Origin of the sequence: Streptomyces sp. SM10, from assembly GCF_002910915.1 — a bacterium.
Taxonomy (GTDB): Bacteria; Actinomycetota; Actinomycetes; order Streptomycetales; family Streptomycetaceae; genus Streptomyces.
Genome location: NZ_NEUF01000102.1, coordinates 49,149 through 69,937 on the forward strand (window position 1 = coordinate 49,149; position 20,789 = coordinate 69,937).

Annotated in this window: 15 protein-coding genes and 1 pseudogene; 7 read left to right on the forward strand and 9 right to left on the reverse strand. The window is 71.1% G+C overall.

Annotated elements, in window-relative coordinates; genetic code table 11:
- A pseudogene (locus B9S57_RS35495) lies at positions 1–273 on the reverse strand (hypothetical protein); the annotation flags it as partial.
- Between the two features lie 166 nt (positions 274–439).
- Between B9S57_RS35495 and B9S57_RS15930 the strand changes: the two are divergent.
- Positions 440–1,081, forward strand: a complete 642-nt coding sequence (locus tag B9S57_RS15930; RefSeq protein WP_103516238.1) for a superoxide dismutase — start codon at positions 440–442, stop codon at positions 1,079–1,081.
- A gap of 122 nt (positions 1,082–1,203) precedes the next feature.
- On the opposite strand, the gene B9S57_RS15935 is transcribed toward B9S57_RS15930, so the two are convergent.
- From B9S57_RS15935 to B9S57_RS15945, 3 genes are all read right to left on the reverse strand, one after another.
- The gene (locus B9S57_RS15935; RefSeq protein ID WP_103516239.1) at positions 1,204–2,670 is read right to left on the reverse strand and encodes an aminotransferase class V-fold PLP-dependent enzyme; all 1,467 of its coding nucleotides are present in this window, start codon (positions 2,668–2,670) and stop codon (positions 1,204–1,206) included.
- Positions 2,660–4,033, reverse strand: coding sequence for an MFS transporter (locus B9S57_RS15940; protein WP_103516240.1), 1,374 nt, complete (start codon positions 4,031–4,033; stop codon positions 2,660–2,662). The genes B9S57_RS15935 and B9S57_RS15940 overlap by 11 nt, the downstream gene beginning before the upstream one ends.
- A 110-nt stretch (positions 4,034–4,143) precedes the next feature.
- On the reverse strand, positions 4,144–4,794 hold the full coding sequence (locus B9S57_RS15945; RefSeq protein WP_103516241.1) for a DsbA family protein: 651 nt from the start codon (positions 4,792–4,794) through the stop codon (positions 4,144–4,146).
- A gap of 133 nt (positions 4,795–4,927) precedes the next feature.
- On the opposite strand from B9S57_RS15945, the gene pepN (B9S57_RS15950) reads away from it, so the two are divergent.
- From pepN (B9S57_RS15950) to B9S57_RS15965, 4 genes are all read left to right on the forward strand, one after another.
- Complete coding sequence (gene pepN / locus B9S57_RS15950) at positions 4,928–7,516, forward strand: aminopeptidase N (RefSeq protein ID WP_103516242.1); 2,589 nt, start codon at positions 4,928–4,930, stop codon at positions 7,514–7,516.
- A 125-nt stretch (positions 7,517–7,641) separates the two neighbouring features.
- Positions 7,642–8,649: a hypothetical protein gene (locus tag B9S57_RS15955; RefSeq protein WP_103516243.1), complete on the forward strand. Its 1,008-nt coding sequence runs from the start codon at positions 7,642–7,644 to the stop codon at positions 8,647–8,649.
- A 143-nt stretch (positions 8,650–8,792) separates the two neighbouring features.
- Positions 8,793–12,101 (forward strand): S8 family serine peptidase, encoded by a 3,309-nt coding sequence (locus B9S57_RS15960; protein WP_181011362.1) that lies wholly within the window; start codon positions 8,793–8,795, stop codon positions 12,099–12,101.
- 185 nt (positions 12,102–12,286) lie between these two features.
- On the forward strand, positions 12,287–13,315 hold the full coding sequence (locus B9S57_RS15965; RefSeq protein WP_103516244.1) for an aspartate-semialdehyde dehydrogenase: 1,029 nt from the start codon (positions 12,287–12,289) through the stop codon (positions 13,313–13,315).
- A 70-nt stretch (positions 13,316–13,385) separates the two neighbouring features.
- Here B9S57_RS15965 and B9S57_RS15970 read toward each other — a convergent pair whose 3' ends face one another.
- From B9S57_RS15970 to B9S57_RS15980, 3 genes are read right to left on the reverse strand one after another with little or no spacing between them, the layout of a single operon-like run.
- Positions 13,386–13,733, reverse strand: a complete 348-nt coding sequence (locus tag B9S57_RS15970) for a type II toxin-antitoxin system PemK/MazF family toxin (protein ID WP_103516245.1) — start codon at positions 13,731–13,733, stop codon at positions 13,386–13,388.
- Positions 13,726–13,950 (reverse strand): ribbon-helix-helix domain-containing protein, encoded by a 225-nt coding sequence (locus tag B9S57_RS15975; protein ID WP_103516246.1) that lies wholly within the window; start codon positions 13,948–13,950, stop codon positions 13,726–13,728. The genes B9S57_RS15970 and B9S57_RS15975 overlap by 8 nt, the downstream gene beginning before the upstream one ends.
- A gap of 45 nt (positions 13,951–13,995) precedes the next feature.
- Positions 13,996–14,505: a DUF1203 domain-containing protein gene (locus B9S57_RS15980; RefSeq protein ID WP_103516247.1), complete on the reverse strand. Its 510-nt coding sequence runs from the start codon at positions 14,503–14,505 to the stop codon at positions 13,996–13,998.
- Positions 14,506–14,619: 114 nt separating this feature from the next.
- On the opposite strand from B9S57_RS15980, the gene pepN (B9S57_RS15985) reads away from it, so the two are divergent.
- Positions 14,620–17,196: an aminopeptidase N gene (gene pepN, locus B9S57_RS15985; protein WP_103516248.1), complete on the forward strand. Its 2,577-nt coding sequence runs from the start codon at positions 14,620–14,622 to the stop codon at positions 17,194–17,196.
- Positions 17,197–17,354: 158 nt separating this feature from the next.
- A complete protein-coding gene (locus B9S57_RS15990; RefSeq protein ID WP_103516249.1) occupies positions 17,355–17,915 on the forward strand; it encodes a hypothetical protein in 561 nt (186 codons plus the stop codon).
- An 89-nt stretch (positions 17,916–18,004) separates the two neighbouring features.
- Here B9S57_RS15990 and B9S57_RS15995 read toward each other — a convergent pair whose 3' ends face one another.
- Both B9S57_RS15995 and alc read right to left on the reverse strand, forming a co-directional pair.
- The gene (locus tag B9S57_RS15995) at positions 18,005–19,183 is read right to left on the reverse strand and encodes a permease (RefSeq protein WP_103516250.1); all 1,179 of its coding nucleotides are present in this window, start codon (positions 19,181–19,183) and stop codon (positions 18,005–18,007) included.
- Positions 19,184–19,603: 420 nt separating this feature from the next.
- Positions 19,604–20,752 carry an allantoicase gene (gene alc / locus B9S57_RS16000; RefSeq protein WP_103516270.1) on the reverse strand — a complete coding sequence of 383 codons (1,149 nt, stop codon included), beginning with the start codon at positions 20,750–20,752 and terminating at the stop codon, positions 19,604–19,606.
- Between the last annotated feature and the right edge of the window lie 37 nt (positions 20,753–20,789).

Genomic DNA, 20,789 nt, shown 5'->3' on the forward strand with positions numbered 1-20,789 from the left:
GAACCCGGCGGCCCGCCGGGAGCGCACCGGGGTGGCGGCGCCGGTGACACGGGTGACGGGCACGATCCCGGCGCCCTCCGCCAGCCGCGCCAGCGGGCGCTCCACCCCGCCGCCGCCGAGCCAGCGCCCGCGTAGGTAGGCGTCGGCCATGGCACCGAGGTTCAGCTCGTCCAGCGGCGTGATCCTGCCGCCCCTGCGCAACCGGTCGCCCGTCAGTTCCACCGTCCCGGCGAGCGGGTTCCAGGACCGCTCGCCGTAGAGCACTCCGCTCATGACTCCCCCTGTCGTGGCTCGGCGCAGGACACTCCCGGCACCACCGGGTGACCCTAACCCGCGACCTAGGACCAAGGGCTGATCAATCCGGCAGCCTCCTCCTGCTAGCCTGCATTTGCACATCACTTGCAATAACAACCAGGTAGCAGTTGGAGGGTTCGAACCCATGGCCACGTACACGCTTCCGGAACTCCCGTACGACTACGCGGCGCTCGAACCGGTCATCAACCCGCAGATCATCGAGCTCCACCACGACAAGCACCACGCGGCGTACGTCAAGGGTGCGAACGACACCCTGGAGCAGTTGGAAGAGGCCCGTGACAAGGAGGCCTGGGGCGCGGTCAACGGCCTCCAGAAGAACCTCGCCTTCCACCTCTCCGGCCACATCCTGCACTCGATCTACTGGCACAACATGACCGGCGACGGCGGCGGCGAGCCCCTGGCGGCCGACGGTGTGGGCGATCTGGCCGACGCGATCACGGAGTCCTTCGGCTCCTACGCCGGCTTCAAGTCGCAGCTCACGAAGGCCGCGGCGACCACGCAGGGCTCCGGCTGGGGCGTCCTCGCCTACGAGCCGGTCAGCGGAAAGCTGATCGTCGAGCAGGTCTACGACCACCAGGGCAACGTCGGCCAGGGCTCGGTCCCGGTCCTGGTCTTCGACGCCTGGGAGCACGCCTTCTACCTGCAGTACAAGAACCAGAAGGTGGACTTCATCGAGGCCATGTGGCGCGTCGTCAACTGGCAGGACGTGGCGAAGCGCTACGCCGCCGCCAAGGAGCGCGCGGACGTGCTGCTGCTCGCTCCCTGACGGAGAACCCGAGCGTCCTGCCTCGTGATCGTCTTCTCAACCTTCACCCGGCAGGCGGATGGACGGAGAACCCCCGCGAGGACATGACTCGCGGGGGTTCTCCCGTGTGTCCGGGAGGGCCCTCAGATCCGGAAGACGGAGCCGACGAACTCGGAGAGGAGCCGCTCCTTGAGGGCACCGGGCAGGGCGTCCAGCAGGACGAGTACGGGCGCCATCCGGCCGGGCAGTCCGGTTCCCTCGCCGAGGCCCGCGAAGGCGAGGACACCCGCGACCTCGTCCGGCCCCAGGGTGTCCGGGTCCAGCTCCGCGGCGAACGCGGCCAGCGCCGGGTCCACGGTGACCGGCTCCAGCGCGCGGGCCTTCGCCAGCGCGGTCCCGAGGTCGCCGAGCAGGGCGTCGACCTGGCCGACGGTGGCGGGGGTGAGCGTGAGGTGGAGGTTGGGCGGGAGGGCGTCGAAGGAGAGCTGCGGCTGGAGGTACCAGCCGCTCTCGCGCATCTCGTCGGCGAGGTGGAGGAGCATGCTGAGGTCGGGGGCGCCGTCCTCCCCGGCGACGGTGAACGCGACGAGCCCGGCCGCGGGATCGCCCAGCACCCGTACGCCGTCGAGGGAACGCAGCCCCGCGAGCAGCCGGTCGGACGCCTCGGCGACCCGGCCCGCGAGCGCGGTGTAGCCCTCCTCGCCGACGTGCTGGAGGACCGCCCACGCCTGCGCGAGCAGTCCACCGGACTTGGTTCCCTGCACCGTCGGGTTGACGACCGGGTAGCCGGGCCAGCCGGCGTGCGCGAAGTACTGGTGACGGCGGAGCTCCGCGTCGCGGTAGAGGACCACGGAGGCGCCCTTGTCGGCGTACGCGTACTTGTGCAGGTCCACGGAGAGGGAGGTCACCCCGGGCACGGACAGGTCGAACGGCTCGACCTCCCGCCCGGCGCGCCGCAGGTAGGGCAGGATCCAGCCGCCGATGCAGGCGTCCACGTGGCAGAGCGCACCGCGTGCGGCGGCTGCCGCGGCGATCTCGGCGACGGGGTCGATCACTCCGTGGGCGTACGAGGGCGTGGAGGCGACCACCAGCGCGGTGCGGTCGGTGAGCGCGGCGGCCATGGCGGCGGCGTCGGCCCGGAAGGTGACGGGGTCGACGGGGACGACGACGGCCTGCACACCCAGGTAGGCGGCCGCCTTGTGGAAGGCGGCGTGGGCGGTGGACGGCAGCACCAGCTGGGGCTCGGTGATCCCGCGCACCGTCCGTGCGTGGTCGCGCGCGGTCTTGACGGCGAGCAGGATGCTCTCCGTGCCGCCGCTGGTGAACGTCCCCTGGGCGCCGGGGGCACCGAGCAGCGCGGCGACCGCGCCGACCACGTCGTTCTCCAGCCGGGCCACGCTCGGGAAGACGGTGGGGTCGAGGCCGTTGACCGTCGCGAACGCGGTGTACGCCTCGGCGGCCAGCTCGTCGAGTCCCTCGAGCCCCGCGTCGTAGACGTAGGCGAAGGTGCGGCCCCCGCGGGTGGGCGCGTCGGCCGCGCGCAGGGCGCGCAGCTCGGCGAGCACCTCGGTGGCGGGGCGGCCGTCGGGCAGGGCGGGGTCAGTCGGCACGGGCGGGCTCTTCCTGGAGGGTGCGGGGTGCGGGCGGGGTGTCGCGGTAGCGGTGGAGCAGCAGCAGGCTCGCCGCGGCGAGGACGGCGGGCAGCACGCTCATCCCCGCGGTGATCCCCGTCAGCGCCGCGGCCGGCTGGTCCGCGTGGTGCGCGGCGTCTGAGGAGCGGAAGCCGGTCGCGGCGAGGACGAGGGCGAACACCCCGGCGCCCAGCGCGAAGGCGAGGGTCTCGGCCGCGGTCCACAGGCCGGTGAAGGTCGCGGCCCTGCGCCTGCCGGTGGTGACGAAGTCCGCCGCAAGGGTGTCCGCGAGCATCGTCAGGGGGAGCAACTGGAGCCCCGCGTAAGCGATTCCGACGAGGACGACGGCCGCGTACCCGACGACGGGCCCCCCGGCGCCGGTGAACGCGAGGAGCACCGACCCTGCCGTGTAGAGCAGGGACGCGCACCACTGGGCGTACCTCACGCCCTTGCGGCGGGCCAGCCGGTTCCACAGCGGCATGAAGAGGACGAGCGGGCCGATCAGGCAGGCGAAGAGCGGGGTGACCGCGTCCGGTGAGCCGAGGGTGTACGTCGCGAAGTACTGGACGCCGGCGAGCATCACGCCGATGGCGAGGGCCTGGAGCGTCCACATGCCCGCCAGGTACAGGAACGGCCGGTTGGAGCGGGCGGCGGCGAGCTGGGCGCGGAGGGAGGGTTCGGCCTCGCTGCGGGCCGCGGCCGGGGCGCGTCGGGTGGCCGCCCAGGCTCCGAACATCCCGAAGGCCAGGAGGACGGCGACGACGGCGCCCATCAGGCGGTAGCTCTCCGGGGTGTCCCCTTGGGCGTGCGCGATCGCGGGGGCCAGGGCGCCGGACAGCAGGATGGCGACGCCGAGGAACCCCACCCGCCAGCCGAGCACGCGGGCGCGCTCGTGCGGGTCCTCGGTCATCTCGGCCGGCATGGTCACGTACGGCACCTGGAAGACGGCGTACGCGGTGGCGGCGAGCAGGAACAGGACGGCGACGTAGCCGGCGGCGGGGGCGCCCCGCAGCGGTGGAGCGGCGAAGATCAGCGCGAAGAGCGGGGGCAGTGTGCAGGCGCCGATCAGCAGGAACGGCCTGCGGGACCCGCCGCGCAGGCGGCTGCGGTCGGAGACCGCGCCGACCAGCGGGTTGATCAGGACGTCCCAGGCCTTGGGCAGGAAGACGGCGGCCCCCGCGACGGCGGCCGGCACGGCGAGGACGTTGGTGAGGTAGTAGAGCAGGATCAGGCCGGGCACGGTCGCGAAGGTGCCGGTGCAGAGCGAGCCGAGCCCGTATCCGATCCGCACGGTGCGCGGCAGGGAAGGGGCCGCGTGCTGATCCGGACCGGCCGCTGGCATGGGCAGATCTTGAACGATGTTCATCTTTTCGGCAAGACCCGCGGAGCCCGCGACGCATGACGCCCTGCGGCGGGCGGGGCGCGGCCGCCCCGCCCGCGGCAGGCGCGGGGTCAGTCGAAGACGGGACCCTGCGTACGGGTCCGCTTGATCTCGTAGAAGCCGGGGATCGACGCCACCAGGAGCGTGCCGTCCCAGAGCTTCGCCGCCTCCTCGCCCTTCGGGGCGGGGGTGACGACCGGGCCGAAGAACGCGATCTGCTCGCCGTCGGCGCCGGGCACGGCGATGACCGGGGTGCCGACGTCCTGGCCGACCTTGTCGATGCCCTCCTGGTGGGAGGCGCGCAGCTCCTTGTCGTACGCGTCGGAGTCGGCGTACTCCAGCAGTTCGGCCGGCAGGCCGACGTCCGCCAGGGCGCCCGCGATCGCCTCGCGGGTGGGGCCCTCGCCGTTGTTGTGGATGCGGGTGCCGAGGGCGGTGTACAGGGGGCCGACGATGGCGTCGCCGTGCTTCTCCCGGGCGGCGACCACGACACGGACGGGCGCCCAGGCCTGGGTGCGCATCATGTCCTGGTACTCCTCGGACAGCTCGTCGAGCCTGGGCTCGTTGAGCACGGCGAGGCTCATCACGTGCCAGCGCACCTCCACGTCGCGGACCTTCTCCACCTCCAGCATCCAGCGGGAGGTCATCCAGGCCCAGGGACAGAGCGGGTCGAACCAGAAGTCGGCCGGGACCTTGCCGCCGGCCGTGCTGTTCTCGGGCATGTCTCTCCTCATGAGGTCGGTCTGCACCTGAGTCCCGGAACACCTCAGGGCCCTCCCGCCATTCCCGTGCGCCGCCTCCCGGGGCCGCATGGGAGGATCAAAAGTCTTCGAACGAGACACAAAGGAGTGCTCCGTGCCTGGTGAGAACCTGTCCCGCGACGAGGCCCGCGAGAGGGCCGAGCTGCTGACCGTCGACGGTTACGAGGTCGTCCTCGACCTCCGTTCCGCCGTCGGTGAGCCCGACGGGGGCGACGACGCCGGTCCGCGCACCTTCCGCTCGCAGACCACGATCCGTTTCCGCGCCGCCCGCGCGGGGGCCTCGACCTTCGCCGATCTGCTGGCGCCCTCCGTGACCGCCGTGACGCTGAACGGCAGGGACCTGGACCCCGGGGCCGTCTTCGACGGCACCCGGATCGCGCTGGAGGACCTCGCCGGCGGCGAGAACGTCCTGGTGGTCGACGCGCAGTGCGCGTACAGCCGGACCGGCGAGGGCATGCACCGCTTCGTCGACCCGGAGGACGGCGAGGTCTACCTGTACACGCAGTACGAGCCGGCCGACGCCCGGCGCGTCTTCGCCAACTTCGAGCAGCCCGACCTCAAGGCGCCCTACCGCTTCCAGGTGACGGCGCCCGAGGGCTGGCGGGTCTGGAGCAACGGCGCGGAGGAGCCGCAGGAGGGCGAGGTCCACCGGTTCGCGGAGACCCTGCCGATCTCGACGTACATCACGGTGGTCGTCGCGGGGCCGTACCACTACGTGAGCGACCTCTACACGCGCAGGTTCGACGACGGCTCGAAGCTGGAGGTCCCGCTCGGGGCGATGTGCCGGAAGGGGCTCGCGCGGTACTTCGACGCGGACGACGTCTTCCTGATCACCAAGCAGGGCCTGGACTTCTTCCACGACCACTTCGACTACCCGTACCCCTTCGGGAAGTACGACCAGGCGTTCGTGCCGGAGTACAACCTCGGCGCCATGGAGAACCCGGGCCTCGTCACCTTCCGCGAGGAGTACATCTACCGCGGAAAGGTCACCTCGGCCTCCTACGAGCGCCGCGCCAACGTCATCCTGCACGAGATGGCGCACATGTGGTTCGGCGACCTGGTCACCATGCAGTGGTGGGACGACCTGTGGCTGAAGGAGTCCTTCGCCGACTTCATGGGGACGTTCTCGATGGTGGAGGCGACCCGCTTCACCAACGGCTGGATCACCTTCGCCAACAACCGCAAGGCCTGGGCCTACCGCGCAGACCAGCTGCCGTCCACGCACCCGATCACGGCCGACATCCGTGATCTGGAGGACGCCAAGCTGAACTTCGACGGCATCACGTACGCCAAGGGCGCCTCGGTGCTGAAGCAGCTCGTGGCGTACGTGGGACGGGACGCCTTCCTGGAGGGCGCTCGCCGCTACTTCAAGCAGCACGCCTACGGCAACACGCAGCTCGGCGACCTGCTCTCGGTACTGGCCGAGACGTCCGGGCGCGACATGACGGCCTGGTCGCGCGCGTGGCTCCAGACGGCGGGGGTCAACGTCCTGACGCCGGCGGTGACGTACGACGGCGAGGGCCGGATCGCGGAGCTCGCCGTGGTCCAGGAGGCCGCCGCCTCCCACCCGGAGCTGCGTCCGCACCGGGTCGCGGTGGGGCTGTACCGGCTCTCCCCGGAGGGCGAGCTGGTGCGGTACGCGCGCGCCGAGGCCGATGTCGCCGGGGAGCGCACCGTGGTCGCGGAGCTGGCGGGGTCCGAGAGGCCCGATCTGGTCCTGGTCAACGACGACGACCTCACGTACTGCAAGGTCCGTTTCGACGAGGTGTCCCTGGCCACCCTGCGCGAGCACCTCGGTGACATCACCGACCCGCTGGCCAGGGCGCTGTGCTGGTCCGCGCTGTGGAACATGACGCGGGACGCGCTGCTGCCGGCCCGGGACTTCGTGTCCCTGGTGCTGTCGTCCGCCGGCCGCGAGTCGGACATCGGCGTCCTGCAGATGCTGCACGCCTGGGCGCAGTCGGCGCTCGTACGCTACGCCGCGCCCGCCTGGCGCGAGGAGGGCGGCCGGGCGCTGGCCGAGGGCGCGCTGGCGGAGCTGCGGCGCGCGGAGCCCGGCAGCCAGCACCAGCTGACGTGGGCCCGGTTCCTCGCGGCCGTCGCGTCGTCGGAGGCGGACCTCGAGCTCCTGGGCGAACTGCTCGACGGCTCGGCCGCGATCGACGGCCTGGACGTCGACCAGGAGCTCCGCTGGGCGTTCCTGTCCCCGCTGGTCTCGCACGGCAGGGCCGACGAGGCGGCCGTCGACGCCGAACTCGCGCGCGACGACACCGCGTCCGGCAAGCGGCACCACGTGCGGTGTCTGGCCTCGCGCCCCTCGGCCGCGGTCAAGGCGCAGGCCTGGGCGGCGGTCGTGGAGTCGGACAAGCTGTCCAACGCCCTCGTGGGCGCCACGATCGCGGGCTTCGAACAGCCCTCCCAGCGGGAGTTGCTGGCCCCGTACACGGCCACGTACTTCGAGGCGATCGAGCGGGTCTGGGCCGAGCGCTCCATCCAGATCGGCATGGACGTCGTCAAGGGGCTGTTCCCCGGGCTGCAGGACGACCCCGCGACCCTGACCGCGACAGACGCGTGGCTGACCTCGCACCCGGACGCGGCCCCGGCGCTGCGGCGCCTGGTCCTGGAGGCGCGGGACGATCTGGCGCGGACGCTCCGGGGGCAGGAGCGCGACGCGGCGGCGTGAGATTCCGGCGCAACCCCATCTTTTCGGCGTTCGAACTGCCGTGCTTTAGGACGGTGTTGTCCTGGAATGTCGACGGACGTGTAACACGGGTTACCGCGCCGCGGGGCTGCGGAACCCTCCCCGGCATGAACCGGAACACCCCACTGTCCCCGAGCCCCGTCCACGAAGTGAGCCACCGCGTGCAGTCGGCCGCGCAGTTGCGCGCCCGCGGCGTGACCGCCGCGCAGACCGCCGCACAGTGTCTGCCCGGCGGCCCCTGGCAGCAGCTGCTCCCGGGCGTGTACCTCCTGCACCCGGGGCCCCCCACGAACGACGACCGGGTGCACGGCGCCCTGCTCTACGCCGGGCGGCCCCCGGCCGGCGCCCGGCGGACCGTGCCCGCCCCGTCAGGCCCCGGCTACGGCGAGGCCATGGTGACGGGCCTGGCGGCCCTGTCCCTGTACGGATTCGCCTCCGCGCCCACGGTGATCGCCCTGCACCGGATCGACGTACTGGTGCCGCGCACCAGGCGGCTGCGCTCCACCCGGTTCGTCCAGGTCACCAGGACCGCCGCCCCGCCCCGGCCGCAGCGCCGACTCGGGGTGCCGCTGGCTCCGGTCGAGCGCGCCCTGGCCGACGCGGTGACCGCGCTCACGGACGCCTCGACGGTGCGCCGGATCCTGACGGAGGCGGTGCGAGGCGGCCACTGCGACCCCGTCTCCGTCGTGCGGGAGCTGAACGACGCCAAGCTGCTGGGCCGCGCCCATGTGGTGGACGCCGTGGAGGCGTTGCTCGTCGAGGGCCGCGCCGTGGCGGAGGCCGGCCTGTACGCGATGGTGCGCACCCACGGCCTGCCCCAGCCGCTGTGGAACGTGGAACTGTCCCTTCCGGGCGGCGGCTCGCTGGGAGGGGTGGACGCCTACTGGCCGGAGCAGGCGGTCGCACTCGAACTCGGCAGCCGTTCAGCCCGCCAGGAGCACGTCGTCTTCGCCGCGGAGCGGGAGCGTCTGGCGCGGCTCGGGGTCACGGTGGTGCGGGTGTCGCCCAAGCAGCTGAGGGATTCGACCGCACAGCTCTCGGTGGTGCTGCGTACGGCGATGATGGCGGCCGAGGACCGGGAACCGGCCGCGTACGTGGTGGTCCTGCCGCGGTAGTGGCGCGATGGGGACGGTGGCGGATCTCCGCCATGTCACTTTCTCGTCCCCGTCAACTCTCCACAAACCCCTGTCTTTTACGAAAGGCTGAGCGGTCATCGGGTACCGAATTCCGGACTCTCTCTTTCATTCACAAAACAGGGATGCTGATGACCAAGGAATCCCCCAGCTCCATACCCGGGGCCAGACGCGCGGCGCGCATCGCGGCCGCAGCCGGTCTGGCGGCCGCGCTGGCCGCCTCCGGCGCCGCCCCGGTCTTCGCCGCGGACGACCCGGCGACCTCCCCCGTGAAGCCCGCCGCCACGAGCGCGAAGGGCGACAAGCTGGGCGAGGCCGACGCCGATGTACTGGCGAAGGCCGAGGCCGAGGGCGAGAAGACCATCACGATGATGGTCGCCACCACCCCGGGTGCGACCGAGCAGGTCGCCGAACAGCTGGACGCCGTCAAGGGCTCCGTGCTGGGGCAGACGTACGACAAGCTCGGCTACGTCCGTGCGACCGTGCCGACCACGACCGCCGAAGCCACCATCAAGGCGGCGCAGAAGCTCTCCTCGGTCCAGGGCATCGACCTGAAGCAGGAGATCAAGCTCGACGACCCGACGCCTTCGGGTGACCGGGCAGCAGGGGCCAAGCAGCCCAAGTCGACCGGCAGTTACCCGGCACCGGGCAAGAACACCCCTGCCGAGAACCCGTACAACCCGTCCTTCGAGACGGGCGCGGTCGACTTCGTCAAGCAGCACCCGAAGGCCGACGGGCGCGGGATCACCATCGGTGTCCTGGACTCCGGTGTCGACCTGGGCCACCCCGCACTGCGCAAGACCACCACCGGCGAGCGCAAGATCGTCGACTGGGTGACGGCGACCGACCCCGTCAGTGACGGCGACGGCACCTGGCTGCGGATGACCGCGGCCGTGACCGGCCCGACCTTCACCATCGGGGGGCGCACCTACTCCGCGCCCAAGGGGTCCTACAGGATCCAGCTCTTCTCCGAGGCGGCCACCAAGGGTGGCGACATGGCCGGGGACCTGAACCGGGACGGCGACACCACCGACGTCTGGGCCGTGCTCTACGACCAGAGCGCCGGCACCGTCCGCGTGGACCTGGACAACGACGCGGACTTCGGCGACGAGTCGGCCATGAAGCCGTACAAGGACAAGCACCAGGTCGGCTACTTCGGCACGGACAACCCGGCGACGCAGATCGCCGAGCGCATCCCGTTCGTCGTCGAGACCCGCAAGGACGTCGTCTACAACGCGGCCGGCGACAAGGCCGACTACGTGAACATCGGCGTCATCGAGAGCGAGCACGGCACCCACGTCGCGGGCATCACCGCGGCCAACGGCCTGTTCGGCGGCAAGATGAACGGTGCGGCGCCCGGCGCCAAGATCGTCTCCTCGCGCGCCTGCACCTGGTCCGGCGGTTGCACCAACATCGCGCTGACCGAGGGCATGATCGACCTCGTCGTCAATCGCGGTGTCGACGTCGTCAACATGTCGATCGGCGGCCTGCCGCCGCTCAACGACGGCAACAACGCGCGTGCCGAGCTCTACAAGCGGCTCATCGACATCTACGGCGTCCAGCTGGTCATATCCGCCGGCAACGAAGGCCCGGGCGTCAACACCATCGGTGACCCCGGCCTCGCCGACCACGTCATCTCCGTGGGCGCGTCGATCTCCAAGGAGACGTGGGCCGCCAACTACGGCTCGAACGTCACCAAGAAGTACGACATGCTGCCCTTCTCCTCGCGCGGTCCGCGTGAGGACGGCGGCTTCACGCCGACCCTGACGGCTCCCGGCGCCGCGATCAACACCACGCAGACCTGGTACCCCGGCGGACCGGTCAAGGAGTCGGGCTACACGCTGCCCGCCGGCTACTCCATGCTGCAGGGCACCTCGATGTCCTCGCCGCAGGCCGCCGGTGCGACCGCGCTGCTGCTGTCCGCGGCGAAGCAGAAGCACATCGAGCTGCCCCCGGCCGACCTGCGGACCGCGCTGACCAGCACGGCCACCCACATCAAGGACGTGCCCGCGCACGCCCAGGGTGCCGGTCTGATCAACATCGTCGGCGCCTGGAAGCAGATCAAGAAGCAGGGCGCCCCGGCGCACGAGTACACGGTGAAGGCCCCGGTCGACACCGCGATCGACTTCGCGCTGAAGGACCCGGGCTTCGGCACGGGCCTCTACGACCGTGAGGGCGGCCTGCAGGCCGGCCAGAAGAAGTCGTACGACGTCACGGTCACCCGCACCACGGGTCCGGACAAGGCCGTCAAGCACAGGCTGTCCTGGAAGAACAACGACGGCACCTTCTCCCTGAAGGGGTCGAGCACCGTCTCGCTGCCGCTCGGCGAGCCGGTGACCGTCAAGGTCCAGGCGAAGCCCCGCACGGCCGGCGTCCACAGCGCGATCCTGCAGGTGGACGACAAGAAGACCTCCGGCATCGACCAGCAGATCCTCTCCACGGTCGTCGTCGCCAAGGACCTGGTGAAGCCGGGCTACTCGTTCTCGACGACCGGCTCGGTGCAGCGCAACGGCACCACGTCGTACTTCCTGAACGTCCCGGAGGGCGCGAAGACCCTCGAGGTCGCGATGAGCGCCCTGCGCTCGGGCAGCCAGACGCGGTTCATCTCCATCCACCCGTACGGGGTCGGGGTGGAGGACAGCTCGACGATCTTCTGCTACCCGAACTACGAGAACCCGGCCAACACCTGCCGCCCGGACACGCGCTCCTACAAGGACCCGCAGCCCGGCGTCTGGGAGATCGAGGTCGAGTCCCGTCGCACGTCGCCGCTGCTGGACAACCCGTACAAGCTGGACGTCTCGCTGCTCGGCGCCACCTTCGACCCGGCGGTGCAGACCATCCCCGAGGCGAAGATCGGCACCCCGGCCGCGGTGGACTGGACGGTCACCAACGACGCCGGTGACCTGAAGGGCTCCCTCAAGGGCGGCTCGCTGGGCTCGGCCGCCGTCGCGCGTCCCTCGATCGGCACGGGCGGCCAGTACACCCGTACGGTCACCATCGGTGCCGGCGTCGAGAAGCTGGACGTCGCCATCGGCAACACCTCGGACGCCAACGCCGACATCGACCTGTACGTCTACAAGGGCGACACCGAGGTCGGCGCCTCGACCACGGCGGGCTCCGAGGAGTCGGTCAGCCTGGTCAACCCGGCGGCCGGGACGTACACCGTCGTCGTCGACGGCTACTCGGTCCCGGCGGGGACCACCGAGTACGACTACCGGGACGTGTACTACTCCCCGGGTCTCGGCGAGATCAAGGTCGACGAGTCGAAGGCCGTGAACCTGGCCAACGGCGCGTCCGCCGAGGTCGGCGCCGAGGTCGTGGTCGCCGGAGCGGCTCCCGAGGGCCGGCAGTTCTTCGGCGAGGTCCAGCTCGTGAACGCCCGCGGCACCGCGGCGGGCACCGGCAGCGTCGTGATCGGGAAGGTCGCGCCGTAGCCGTGGCGACGGTGTGATCCGCACGACACCGGGTACCTGTGGGGCGAGTGCTCGCAAGGGCACTCGCCCCACAGTGCTGTGCGCGGCCTGTCCGTCTGCCGGACAATGGATTGGACAAGGAAGCCGGGGACATACGCATCATGGACCGGCAACCGTGCCCGTTCGCAGTCTGTGAGGGAGTTCTTGTGAAGGTCGGAATCGTCGGCGCCACCGGTCAGGTCGGCACAGTCATGCGCAGGATCCTGGCCGAGCGGAAGTTCCCCGTCGCCGAACTGCGGCTCTTCGCGTCCGCGCGTTCCGCGGGCTCCACCCTCTCCTACGAGGGCACGGACATCACCGTGGAGGACGCCTCGACGGCGGACTACACCGGGCTGGACATCGTGCTGTTCTCGGCAGGCGGCGCGACCTCGAAGGCGCTGGCCGAGAAGGTCGCCGCCCAGGGCGCCGTGGTGATCGACAACTCCTCCGCCTGGCGCAAGGACCCCGAGGTCCCGCTGGTGGTCTCCGAGGTCAACGCGCACGCGATCAGGAACCGTCCCAAGGGCATCATCGCCAACCCGAACTGCACCACGATGGCCGCCATGCCCGTGCTGCGCCCCCTGCACGACGAGGCACAGCTCGACGCGCTGACGGTCGCGACCTACCAGGCGGTGTCCGGCTCCGGTGTCGCGGGCGTCGCGGAGCTGCACGGCCAGGCCTCCAAGGTCGTCGCCGACGCGGACAAGCTGACGCACGACGGCGGCGCGGTCGACTTCCCCGAGCCTGGCGTCTACAAGCGTCCGATCGCCTTCAACGTGCTGCCGCTCGCCGGCTCGATCGTCGACGACGGCTCCTTCGAGACGGACGAGGAGCAGAAGCTCCGCAACGAGTCCCGCAAGATCCTGGAGATCCCGGAGCTCAAGGTGTCCGGCACCTGCGTCCGGGTCCCGGTCTTCTCCGGCCACTCCCTCCAGATCAACGCCCGTTTCGCCCGCCCGATCAGCGTCGAGCGCGCCTACGAGCTGCTGAAGGACGCCGAGGGCGTCGAGCTCTCCGAGATCCCGACCCCGCTCCAGGCCGCCGGGAAGGACGCCTCGTACGTGGGCCGCATCCGGAACGACGAGACCGTCGAGCACGGCCTCGCGCTCTTCGTCTCCAACGACAACCTCCGCAAGGGTGCCGCGCTGAACGCGGTCCAGATCGCGGAGCTGGTCGCGGCGGAGCTCAAGGGCTGAGCCCCTTCACTCCCGTAAAGGGCGGCCACCGGGTTCCCGGTGGCCGCCCTTTCGCGTGCTCCTGCCCGCCTCAGAGCGCGAGGTGCCTGCGCAGGGCTGCGTCGATCTCGCTCATGCGCTGACGCGGGACGGTGCCGACGCGCCTCAGCACCCGGTCCAGGGAGACGGCGCGGACCTGTTCGCACTGAACCTTCGAGTCCCTCGGCAGGCCACTCTCCGCCGCGCGGAGAAGCGCCTGGAAGGTGAGGACGCGCGCCGTGCTGGACGTCAAGGGCACCACGGTGACCACGCCGCGCGCATGGGACTCGACCGACAGGTTCGCCGCGTTGTTCGACACGATCACGGCTGGTCTGACCTTGTTGGCCTCACTGCCCCTGGCCGGCTCCAGATCGACCAGGTGGATGTCCCCTCTACGCATCGACGAGCCCGTCCCCGGCCGTGCGGTCCCAGAGAGCGGCGTCCTCGCTCGCGTCCCATTCCTCGAAGGCTTCGGTGTACTCCGCTTCGAGCCCTGCCTCGCGCAGCAACTCGATCGCGGCGTGTATCACCGCCGAACGGGAGTCCGCCTCGGTCTTCGCGGCGTACTCGTCGACGAAGGCGACATCCTCCTGCGGCAAGCTCACACTGATCTTCATGCCGCCCATCCTACCGCGAGTAGGAATGCCCTGCCCACCCGAGTGCTACCGCTCGCGACGCGCTCGTACCTCGAAGTGGAAGCACCCGAACTCCACGGCCCGTACGTGCGCCAGCACCACCTCCGGGTCCGCGAACGCCTCCGCGAAGGCCGCGTCGAAGCCCCGCTCCTCGTCGGCCGGGATCTCCAGCAGCCGGCCTCCGACGATCCTGCCCTCGGCGTCGTAGCGCCGGACCGTGCGCAGGGCGCCCGCCCGGGAGAACGGATAGCCGGGACGGTCCCCCGCCGGACCCTCGCACTCCTCGGCATGGACGAAGACCGGCCCCTGCTCGTCGTACGCCCCGGGGCGCGCCCCGGTCTCCTGCGCCCAGCGGCGCAGCGGCGCGTAGGAGACCAGGGCGATCCTGTCGCCGGGCTCGGCGCCGCGCAGGCAGCAGCGCAGGGGCTCGCCGCCCTCCGTCACCGTGTACGGGACGCAGGGCCGCCCCGCGTCGTCGGTCGTGCGGAGCTCTTTCAGGGTGTCCGGCCCGATGGGCCGCGCCTCGTATGCGGTCATGCTCCGAGGGTGGCCCGTACGCCTGGGCAGGTCCGGCGGAAAACGGACATCGCGTTGCGCCCTCCCCACGTGGAAGGATGGCGAAAAACATCGCACATCAAAGGAGATGACCGCGTGCCTGGCACGAATCTGACCCGCGAAGAGGCACAGGAGCGGGCGCGCCTGCTGACCGTGGACGCGTACGAGATCGATCTCGACCTCTCCGGCGCGCAGGAGGGCGGCACCTACCGGTCCGTCACCACCGTGCGCTTCGACTCCGCCGAGGCCGGTGCGGAGACCTTCATCGATCTGGTCGCCCCGGCGGTCCACGACGTCGTGCTGAACGGCAAGGACCTGGACGTCGCCGCCGTCTTCCGGGACTCCCGGATCACGCTGAAGCACCTCCTGGCCGGCGCCAACGAGCTCAAGGTCGTCGCCGACTGCTCGTACACCAACACGGGCGAGGGCCTGCACCGCTTCGTCGACCCGGTCGACGAGCAGGCCTACCTCTACACCCAGTTCGAGGTGCCGGACGCCCGCCGGGTGTTCGCCAGCTTCGAGCAGCCCGATCTGAAGGCGACCTTCCGCTTCACCGTGAAGGCGCCGTCCGGCTGGACCGTGATCTCCAACTCGCCGACGCCCGAACCGAAGGACGACGTCTGGTCCTTCGAGCCGACGCCGCGCGTCTCCACCTACATCACGGCCCTGATCGCCGGTCCGTACCACTCGGTGCACAGCAGCTACGAGAAGGACGGCCAGTCCGTCCCGCTCGGCATCTACTGCCGCCCGTCGCTCGCCGAGTACCTCGACGCGGACGACATCTTCGCCGTGACCCGGCAGGGCTTCGAGTGGTTCCAGGAGAAGTTCGACTACGCGTACCCGTTCGCCAAGTACGACCAGCTCTTCGTCCCGGAGTTCAACGCCGGTGCGATGGAGAACGCCGGCGCGGTCACCATCCGCGACCAGTACGTCTTCCGCTCGAAGGTCACGGACGCCGCGTACGAGACGCGGGCCGAGACCATCCTCCACGAGCTGGCCCACATGTGGTTCGGCGACCTGGTCACCATGGAGTGGTGGAACGACCTCTGGCTGAACGAGTCGTTCGCCACCTACACCTCGATCGCCTGCCAGGCGGACGCCGAGGGTTCGAGGTGGCCGCACTCCTGGACCACCTTCGCCAACTCGATGAAGACGTGGGCGTACCGGCAGGACCAGCTCCCGTCGACGCACCCGATCATGGCGGACATCCAGGACCTCGACGACGTCCTGGTGAACTTCGACGGGATCACGTACGCGAAGGGCGCCTCGGTCCTGAAGCAGCTCGTGGCGTACGTCGGCAAGGACGCGTTCTTCCAGGGCGTGCAGGCCTACTTCAAGGCGCACGCGTTCGGCAACACGCGCCTGTCGGACCTGCTGGGCGCCCTGGAGAAGACCTCCGGCCGTGATCTGAGGACCTGGTCGAAGGCGTGGCTGGAGACGGCCGGGATCAACATCCTGCGCCCGGAGATCGAGACCGACGAGAACGGGCACGTCACGTCCTTCGCGGTCCTCCAGGAGGCTCCGGCGCTGCCCGCCGGGGCGAAGGGCGAGCCGACGCTGCGCCCCCACCGGATCGCCATCGGCTGCTACGACCTGGACGGGGCCGGGAAGCTGGTCCGCACGGACCGGATCGAGCTGGACGTCGACGGCGAGCGCACCGCGGTGCCCTACCCGGCGGACAAGGTGCGCCCGGCGGTCGTCCTGCTCAACGACGACGACCTCTCGTACGCGAAGGTCCGCCTCGACGAGGAGTCGCTGCGGGTCGTCACCGCGCACCTGGGCGACTTCGCCGAGTCCCTGCCCCGCGCGCTGAGCTGGGCCTCGGCCTGGGACATGACGCGCGACGGCGAGCTGGCGACGCGCGACTACCTGGCGCTGGTCCTCTCGGGCATCGGCAAGGAGTCGGACATCGGCGTCGTGCAGTCGCTGCACCGCCAGGTGAAGCTGGCCCTGGACCTCTATGCCGCCCCGGAGTGGCGTGAGGCGGGCCTGAACCAGTGGACCGAGGCGACGCTGGCGCATCTGCGCGCGGCGGAGCCGGGCAGCGACCACCAGCTGGCCTGGGCCCGTGCCTTCGCCGCGACGGCGCGCAGCCCGCTGCACCTGGACGTGCTGCAGTCACTGCTGGACGGCACCCAGGAGATCGAGGGCCTGGCCGTCGACACGGAGCTGCGCTGGGCGTTCGTGCAGCGCCTCGCGGCGACGGGCCTCATCGACGAGGAGGAGATCGCCGCCGAGTACGAGCGCGACAGGACCGCCGCGGGTGAGCGCCACGCGGCGTCCGCACGCGCGGCGCAGCCCTCCGAGGAGGCGAAGGCCGAGGCATGGGCCTCGGTCGTCGAGTCGGACAAGCTGCCGAACTCCCTCCAGGAGTCGGTCATCGGCGGATTCGTGCAGACCGACCAGCGTGAGCTCCTGGAGCCGTACACCGAGCGGTTCTTCACGGCGGTCAAGGACGTCTGGGACTCACGGAGCCACGAGATGGCCCAGCAGATCGCGGTCGGCCTGTACCCGGCCCTCCAGGTCTCGCAGGAGACCCTGGACGCCACGGACGCCTGGCTGGAGACGGCGCAGCCGAGTGCGGCCCTGCGCCGGCTGATGTCGGAGTCCCGCTCGGGCGTGGAGCGTGCGCTGAAGGCGCAGGCCGCGGACGCGGCGGCGGCCACCGCGTAGCGGTCCGGCGTACGTACGCGTGAAGGGGGCGCCCCGGCCGGGGCGCCCCCTTCGTGCCGTCCGTGCCGTGCGGTGCCGTTGATGACGCCGGCGATCGGGGGTAGACGCGTCACCGGGGGCGACTCCCCCGTACCCGACGGGAACAAGGGGGCGGCCCGATGGCGGAATCCGCGAACGGCACGGCACGACCGCGTGGGCGCCGCACGCTCATGGCGGTGGTGTACCTGGTCGTCATCCTCCTGTCGGGTGTGGTCTCGGGGGCGGTCCTCCACACCGGCGGCAACCCCGTGCCCCTGGTCGTAGGGCTGCTCGTGCTCCTCGGGGGCCTCGGGGCGGCGGCGGGCGTGAGCGTCAACCGGGCACTGGCCCGCGAGACCGGCGTCCCCCGCGGGAGCCTGCGCTCGCTCACCCGCCGCGTCCAGCGCGAGGACATCCCCGACGATCCGCAGGAACGGGCGGCCATGGGCAGGATCGTGGCCCGGCAGCGGAGGGCGACGGAGAGGCTGGTCCGCTTCCGCTGGGCCTACCTGGTGCTCGCCACGTTCTTCGTGCTGGGCGCCCTGCAGCAGTTCCTCGAGGGACGGATCCTGCCGGGCGGCCTGATGCTGGTCGCCGCCGCCGCGCAGTGCTGTACGCCCCTGCTCACCCGGCGCTCCTCGGCGAAGCTGGACCGGGTGGAGGCGGAGTTGAGGCGGCGCGAGCCGCCCACCGGGTCGTGAGCCCTGAGCTCACGGCACTCAGCACCAGACTTCTCCGTGTGACGTCCACCGCGGGTCAACACCTCCGAACGACGCCGCACTTCCTCGGATCAGTGGTGGGAGTGGCCAGGTCCGGTGTGGTCGCCGTCGTGGTCGGAATCGGGTGAACCGCCCATCATCCCCAGCATGCCCCGTCCTCCGGTCCGAAGGAAGCGGATCACGAGGGAGGCGCCCAGCAGGAGAAAGGCGATGTTGAGCCAGGTGGTGTAGTTCCAGCTGACTCCGCTGTCCGGGATGGTGGCGCCGGCGCGGTCGGGGGTGAGACCCAGGCCCCCGAAGGCGAATTCGATGACGTAACCGGCCAGGACCATCGCGGCGTAGAAGGTGGCGAGCAGGAAGAGCGCCATGCGGGCGCCGTAGTACTTCCGGTAGATGTTCAGGATCGGCAGGATCAGCAGGTCGGCGAAGAGGAACGCGACGACGCCGCCGAAGCTGATGCCGCCCTTCCACAGCACGACGGCCAGGGGGACGTTGCCCACCGAGCACACGAAGGACCCGATCGCCACCAGCGGACCGATCAGCGGCCCCCACAGTTGCGCCGCGAGCGGGTGGCCGTCGAAGAAGAAGGTGCGCCAGAAGGAGTCGGGGACCCATGCGGCGATGGCCCCGGCGATCAGCAGGCCGACGACGAGGTCGCGGAGGATCGCCGCCCACTCCATGACGAAGACGTGCGAGACCGAGGTGAAGCCCTCGCGGGAGAACAGCCTGCGGGCGAAGGAGCCCTCACGCCGGACCGACATGTCCATCGCGGCATGCCCCTCCATGGAGCCGGCCACGCCGCGCTCCGCCTGCTCACGGGCTTCGCGCAGCAGCTTCTCGCGCAGGAACAGACGGAACATCACGGCCAGGGCGATGATCATCAGGGCGCCGCCGGTGAACTCCGCGACGACGAACTGCCACCCCATGAGCAGGGCCAGGATCACGCCGAGTTCGACGACGAGGTTGGTCGAGGCGATCTCGAAGGCCATCGCCGCGGTGAAGTCGGCTCCCTTGCGGAACAGGGACCGGGCGAGCGCCACCGCGGCGTACGAGCACGACGACGAGGCGATACCCAGGCCGGTCGCCGTGGCGAGGGTGCGGGGCCGGTCGTCACCCATCAGGGAGACGACCGTGGACTTGCGCACCACGGCCTGGACCACGGCGGACAGGGTGAAGCCCAGGATGAGGGCCCAGGCGATCTCCCAGGCCATGGAACCGGTGATCGACAGGGCGTGCCAGAGTGCGTGCATGGGTGTCCTCCTGCCCGGGAGGGGCCCGACGCACCGCCCGGATCGTGTACCCCCACGAGGTAACCCCCTGCGCGGACCCCGGAGACGGCCCGACTCGCCTTGCACCTCCGCGCCCACCCGGGTGGGGCAGGCTGCCCGGCGGCGACTCGGCCTCATGGCCGGAAGCACCGCTCGTGTCGCAGAGGCACGGGGGCACCGTGGAATCGGCGGCTCGCACCGGCGCACAGGCAGACGCACACACGATCGTCGTGTGGACGGGCCTTTGGTGCACACGCCGGCGCCGACAGGTTCGCCCCCGGTGCAGCGGCCCTGGGTGGGCGCGCCACCCCGTCCGAGCCCGGCCGCGCACGTGGAAGCCGCCCGGCGGGCAGGCGCCGGAGCGCTGCCGCCCGCCGGGCGGGAGTTCGGGGGTGGGGCGGGCTACGCCACCGACTCCTCGTAGCGGCGGGTCAGTTCCGCCGTACCCGCCTGCGTCGGCGAGCCGTGCAGGCGCATCCGGGCCACTCCGCCGTCAGGGAAGGTGTCGAGGCGGACGTGGGTCACCACGGCCTCCGCGTCCAGGACGAAGCGGTGCACGGTGTCGGGCTGGAGGCGGGTGCGCGGGATGATCTCGAACCACTCGCCGCCGTCGCCGTCGCGGCCCTGGAGGCTGATCCAGCCGGCCGCGTTGCCCTTGAGGTAGGCCGTGTCGATCTCGACGGCGCGCACCGCGCCCTGGGCGGGAAGGCGGAAGCGCACCCAGTCGTTCGTGTCGCGGACGCGGCGGCGGCGGTTCTCCCAGCCGTCGTCCATCTTGCGGGACGTTCCGGGCAGGATGATCTGGGCCGGCGAGGAGTAGAAGCGGTCCGAGGCGTCCTCGAACATGCCGCCGTTCAGGATCGAGATCAGGTCGATCGTGCCCAGCGCCGCGAGCCAGGCCGGGTCGGGCACGACCTCGCCGTGGACGCGGAGGCGGGCGACGCCGCCGTCGGGGTGCTGGCAGAGCCGGACGTGGGTGTAGCGGCGGTCGCCGGTGATCTCGAAGGCGTTGGCGGCGTGGCCGCGTACCGGCGTCTCCGGGACGATCTCCTCCCACTTCACGTCGTCGGCGAGGAGCTGCTCGGGGCTCGGGGCGCCCTCGACGGAGGTGGCCTGCACGGAGACGCGCTGCGGGTAGTTGCCGCGGAAGTGGGCGGTGTCGACGATCAGGCCGCGGATGATTCCGGGTGCACCGAGCCGGACGATCGCCCAGTCGTGCTCTCCCGGAGCCGGGAAGGGGTGCTCCGCGTCGGCGCCGCGGCGGCGGCGGGTCTCCCAGCCGTCCATGATCTTGCCCTTGTGGCCGAAGCGCTCGGGGTCGAAGACCGCGGGTTCGCGGATCAGGAGGTTCTCGCGCTCGGCGAAGAACTCGTCGTTGGCGGCGATCACACCCGCGCCGAGTCGGCGGTCCGCGAGGTCGACGAGCTCGGTGAATGCGAGACCGGTGGCGTGGCGGTAGTCGGCATAGGGGTCGCCCCCGCCGTAGGGGGCCGCGTCGTTCGCGTGGGGGTCGGTGTCCTGGAATGTGGTCTCGTTCGCGTCGGTGGTCATGTCACGACTGTCGCTCACGGGACCCATCAGGTCCATC

What these genes read in the sequence shown, in the direction of transcription:
- B9S57_RS15995 (WP_103516250.1), bottom strand. Translation starts at nt 19,183, where the DNA reads ATGCACGCACTCTGGCACGCCCTGTCGATCACCGGTTCCATGGCCTGG.
- B9S57_RS15940 (WP_103516240.1), bottom strand. Translation starts at nt 4,033, where the DNA reads ATGCCAGCGGCCGGTCCGGATCAGCACGCGGCCCCTTCCCTGCCGCGC.
- B9S57_RS15990 (WP_103516249.1), top strand. Translation starts at nt 17,355, where the DNA reads ATGGCGGAATCCGCGAACGGCACGGCACGACCGCGTGGGCGCCGCACG.
- B9S57_RS15980 (WP_103516247.1), bottom strand. Translation starts at nt 14,505, where the DNA reads ATGACCGCATACGAGGCGCGGCCCATCGGGCCGGACACCCTGAAAGAG.
- alc (WP_103516270.1), bottom strand. Translation starts at nt 20,752, where the DNA reads ATGACCACCGACGCGAACGAGACCACATTCCAGGACACCGACCCCCAC.
- B9S57_RS15970 (WP_103516245.1), bottom strand. Translation starts at nt 13,733, where the DNA reads ATGCGTAGAGGGGACATCCACCTGGTCGATCTGGAGCCGGCCAGGGGC.
- B9S57_RS15960 (WP_181011362.1), top strand. Translation starts at nt 8,793, where the DNA reads ATGCTGATGACCAAGGAATCCCCCAGCTCCATACCCGGGGCCAGACGC.
- B9S57_RS15955 (WP_103516243.1), top strand. Translation starts at nt 7,642, where the DNA reads ATGAACCGGAACACCCCACTGTCCCCGAGCCCCGTCCACGAAGTGAGC.
- B9S57_RS15975 (WP_103516246.1), bottom strand. Translation starts at nt 13,950, where the DNA reads ATGAAGATCAGTGTGAGCTTGCCGCAGGAGGATGTCGCCTTCGTCGAC.
- B9S57_RS15930 (WP_103516238.1), top strand. Translation starts at nt 440, where the DNA reads ATGGCCACGTACACGCTTCCGGAACTCCCGTACGACTACGCGGCGCTC.
- B9S57_RS15945 (WP_103516241.1), bottom strand. Translation starts at nt 4,794, where the DNA reads ATGCCCGAGAACAGCACGGCCGGCGGCAAGGTCCCGGCCGACTTCTGG.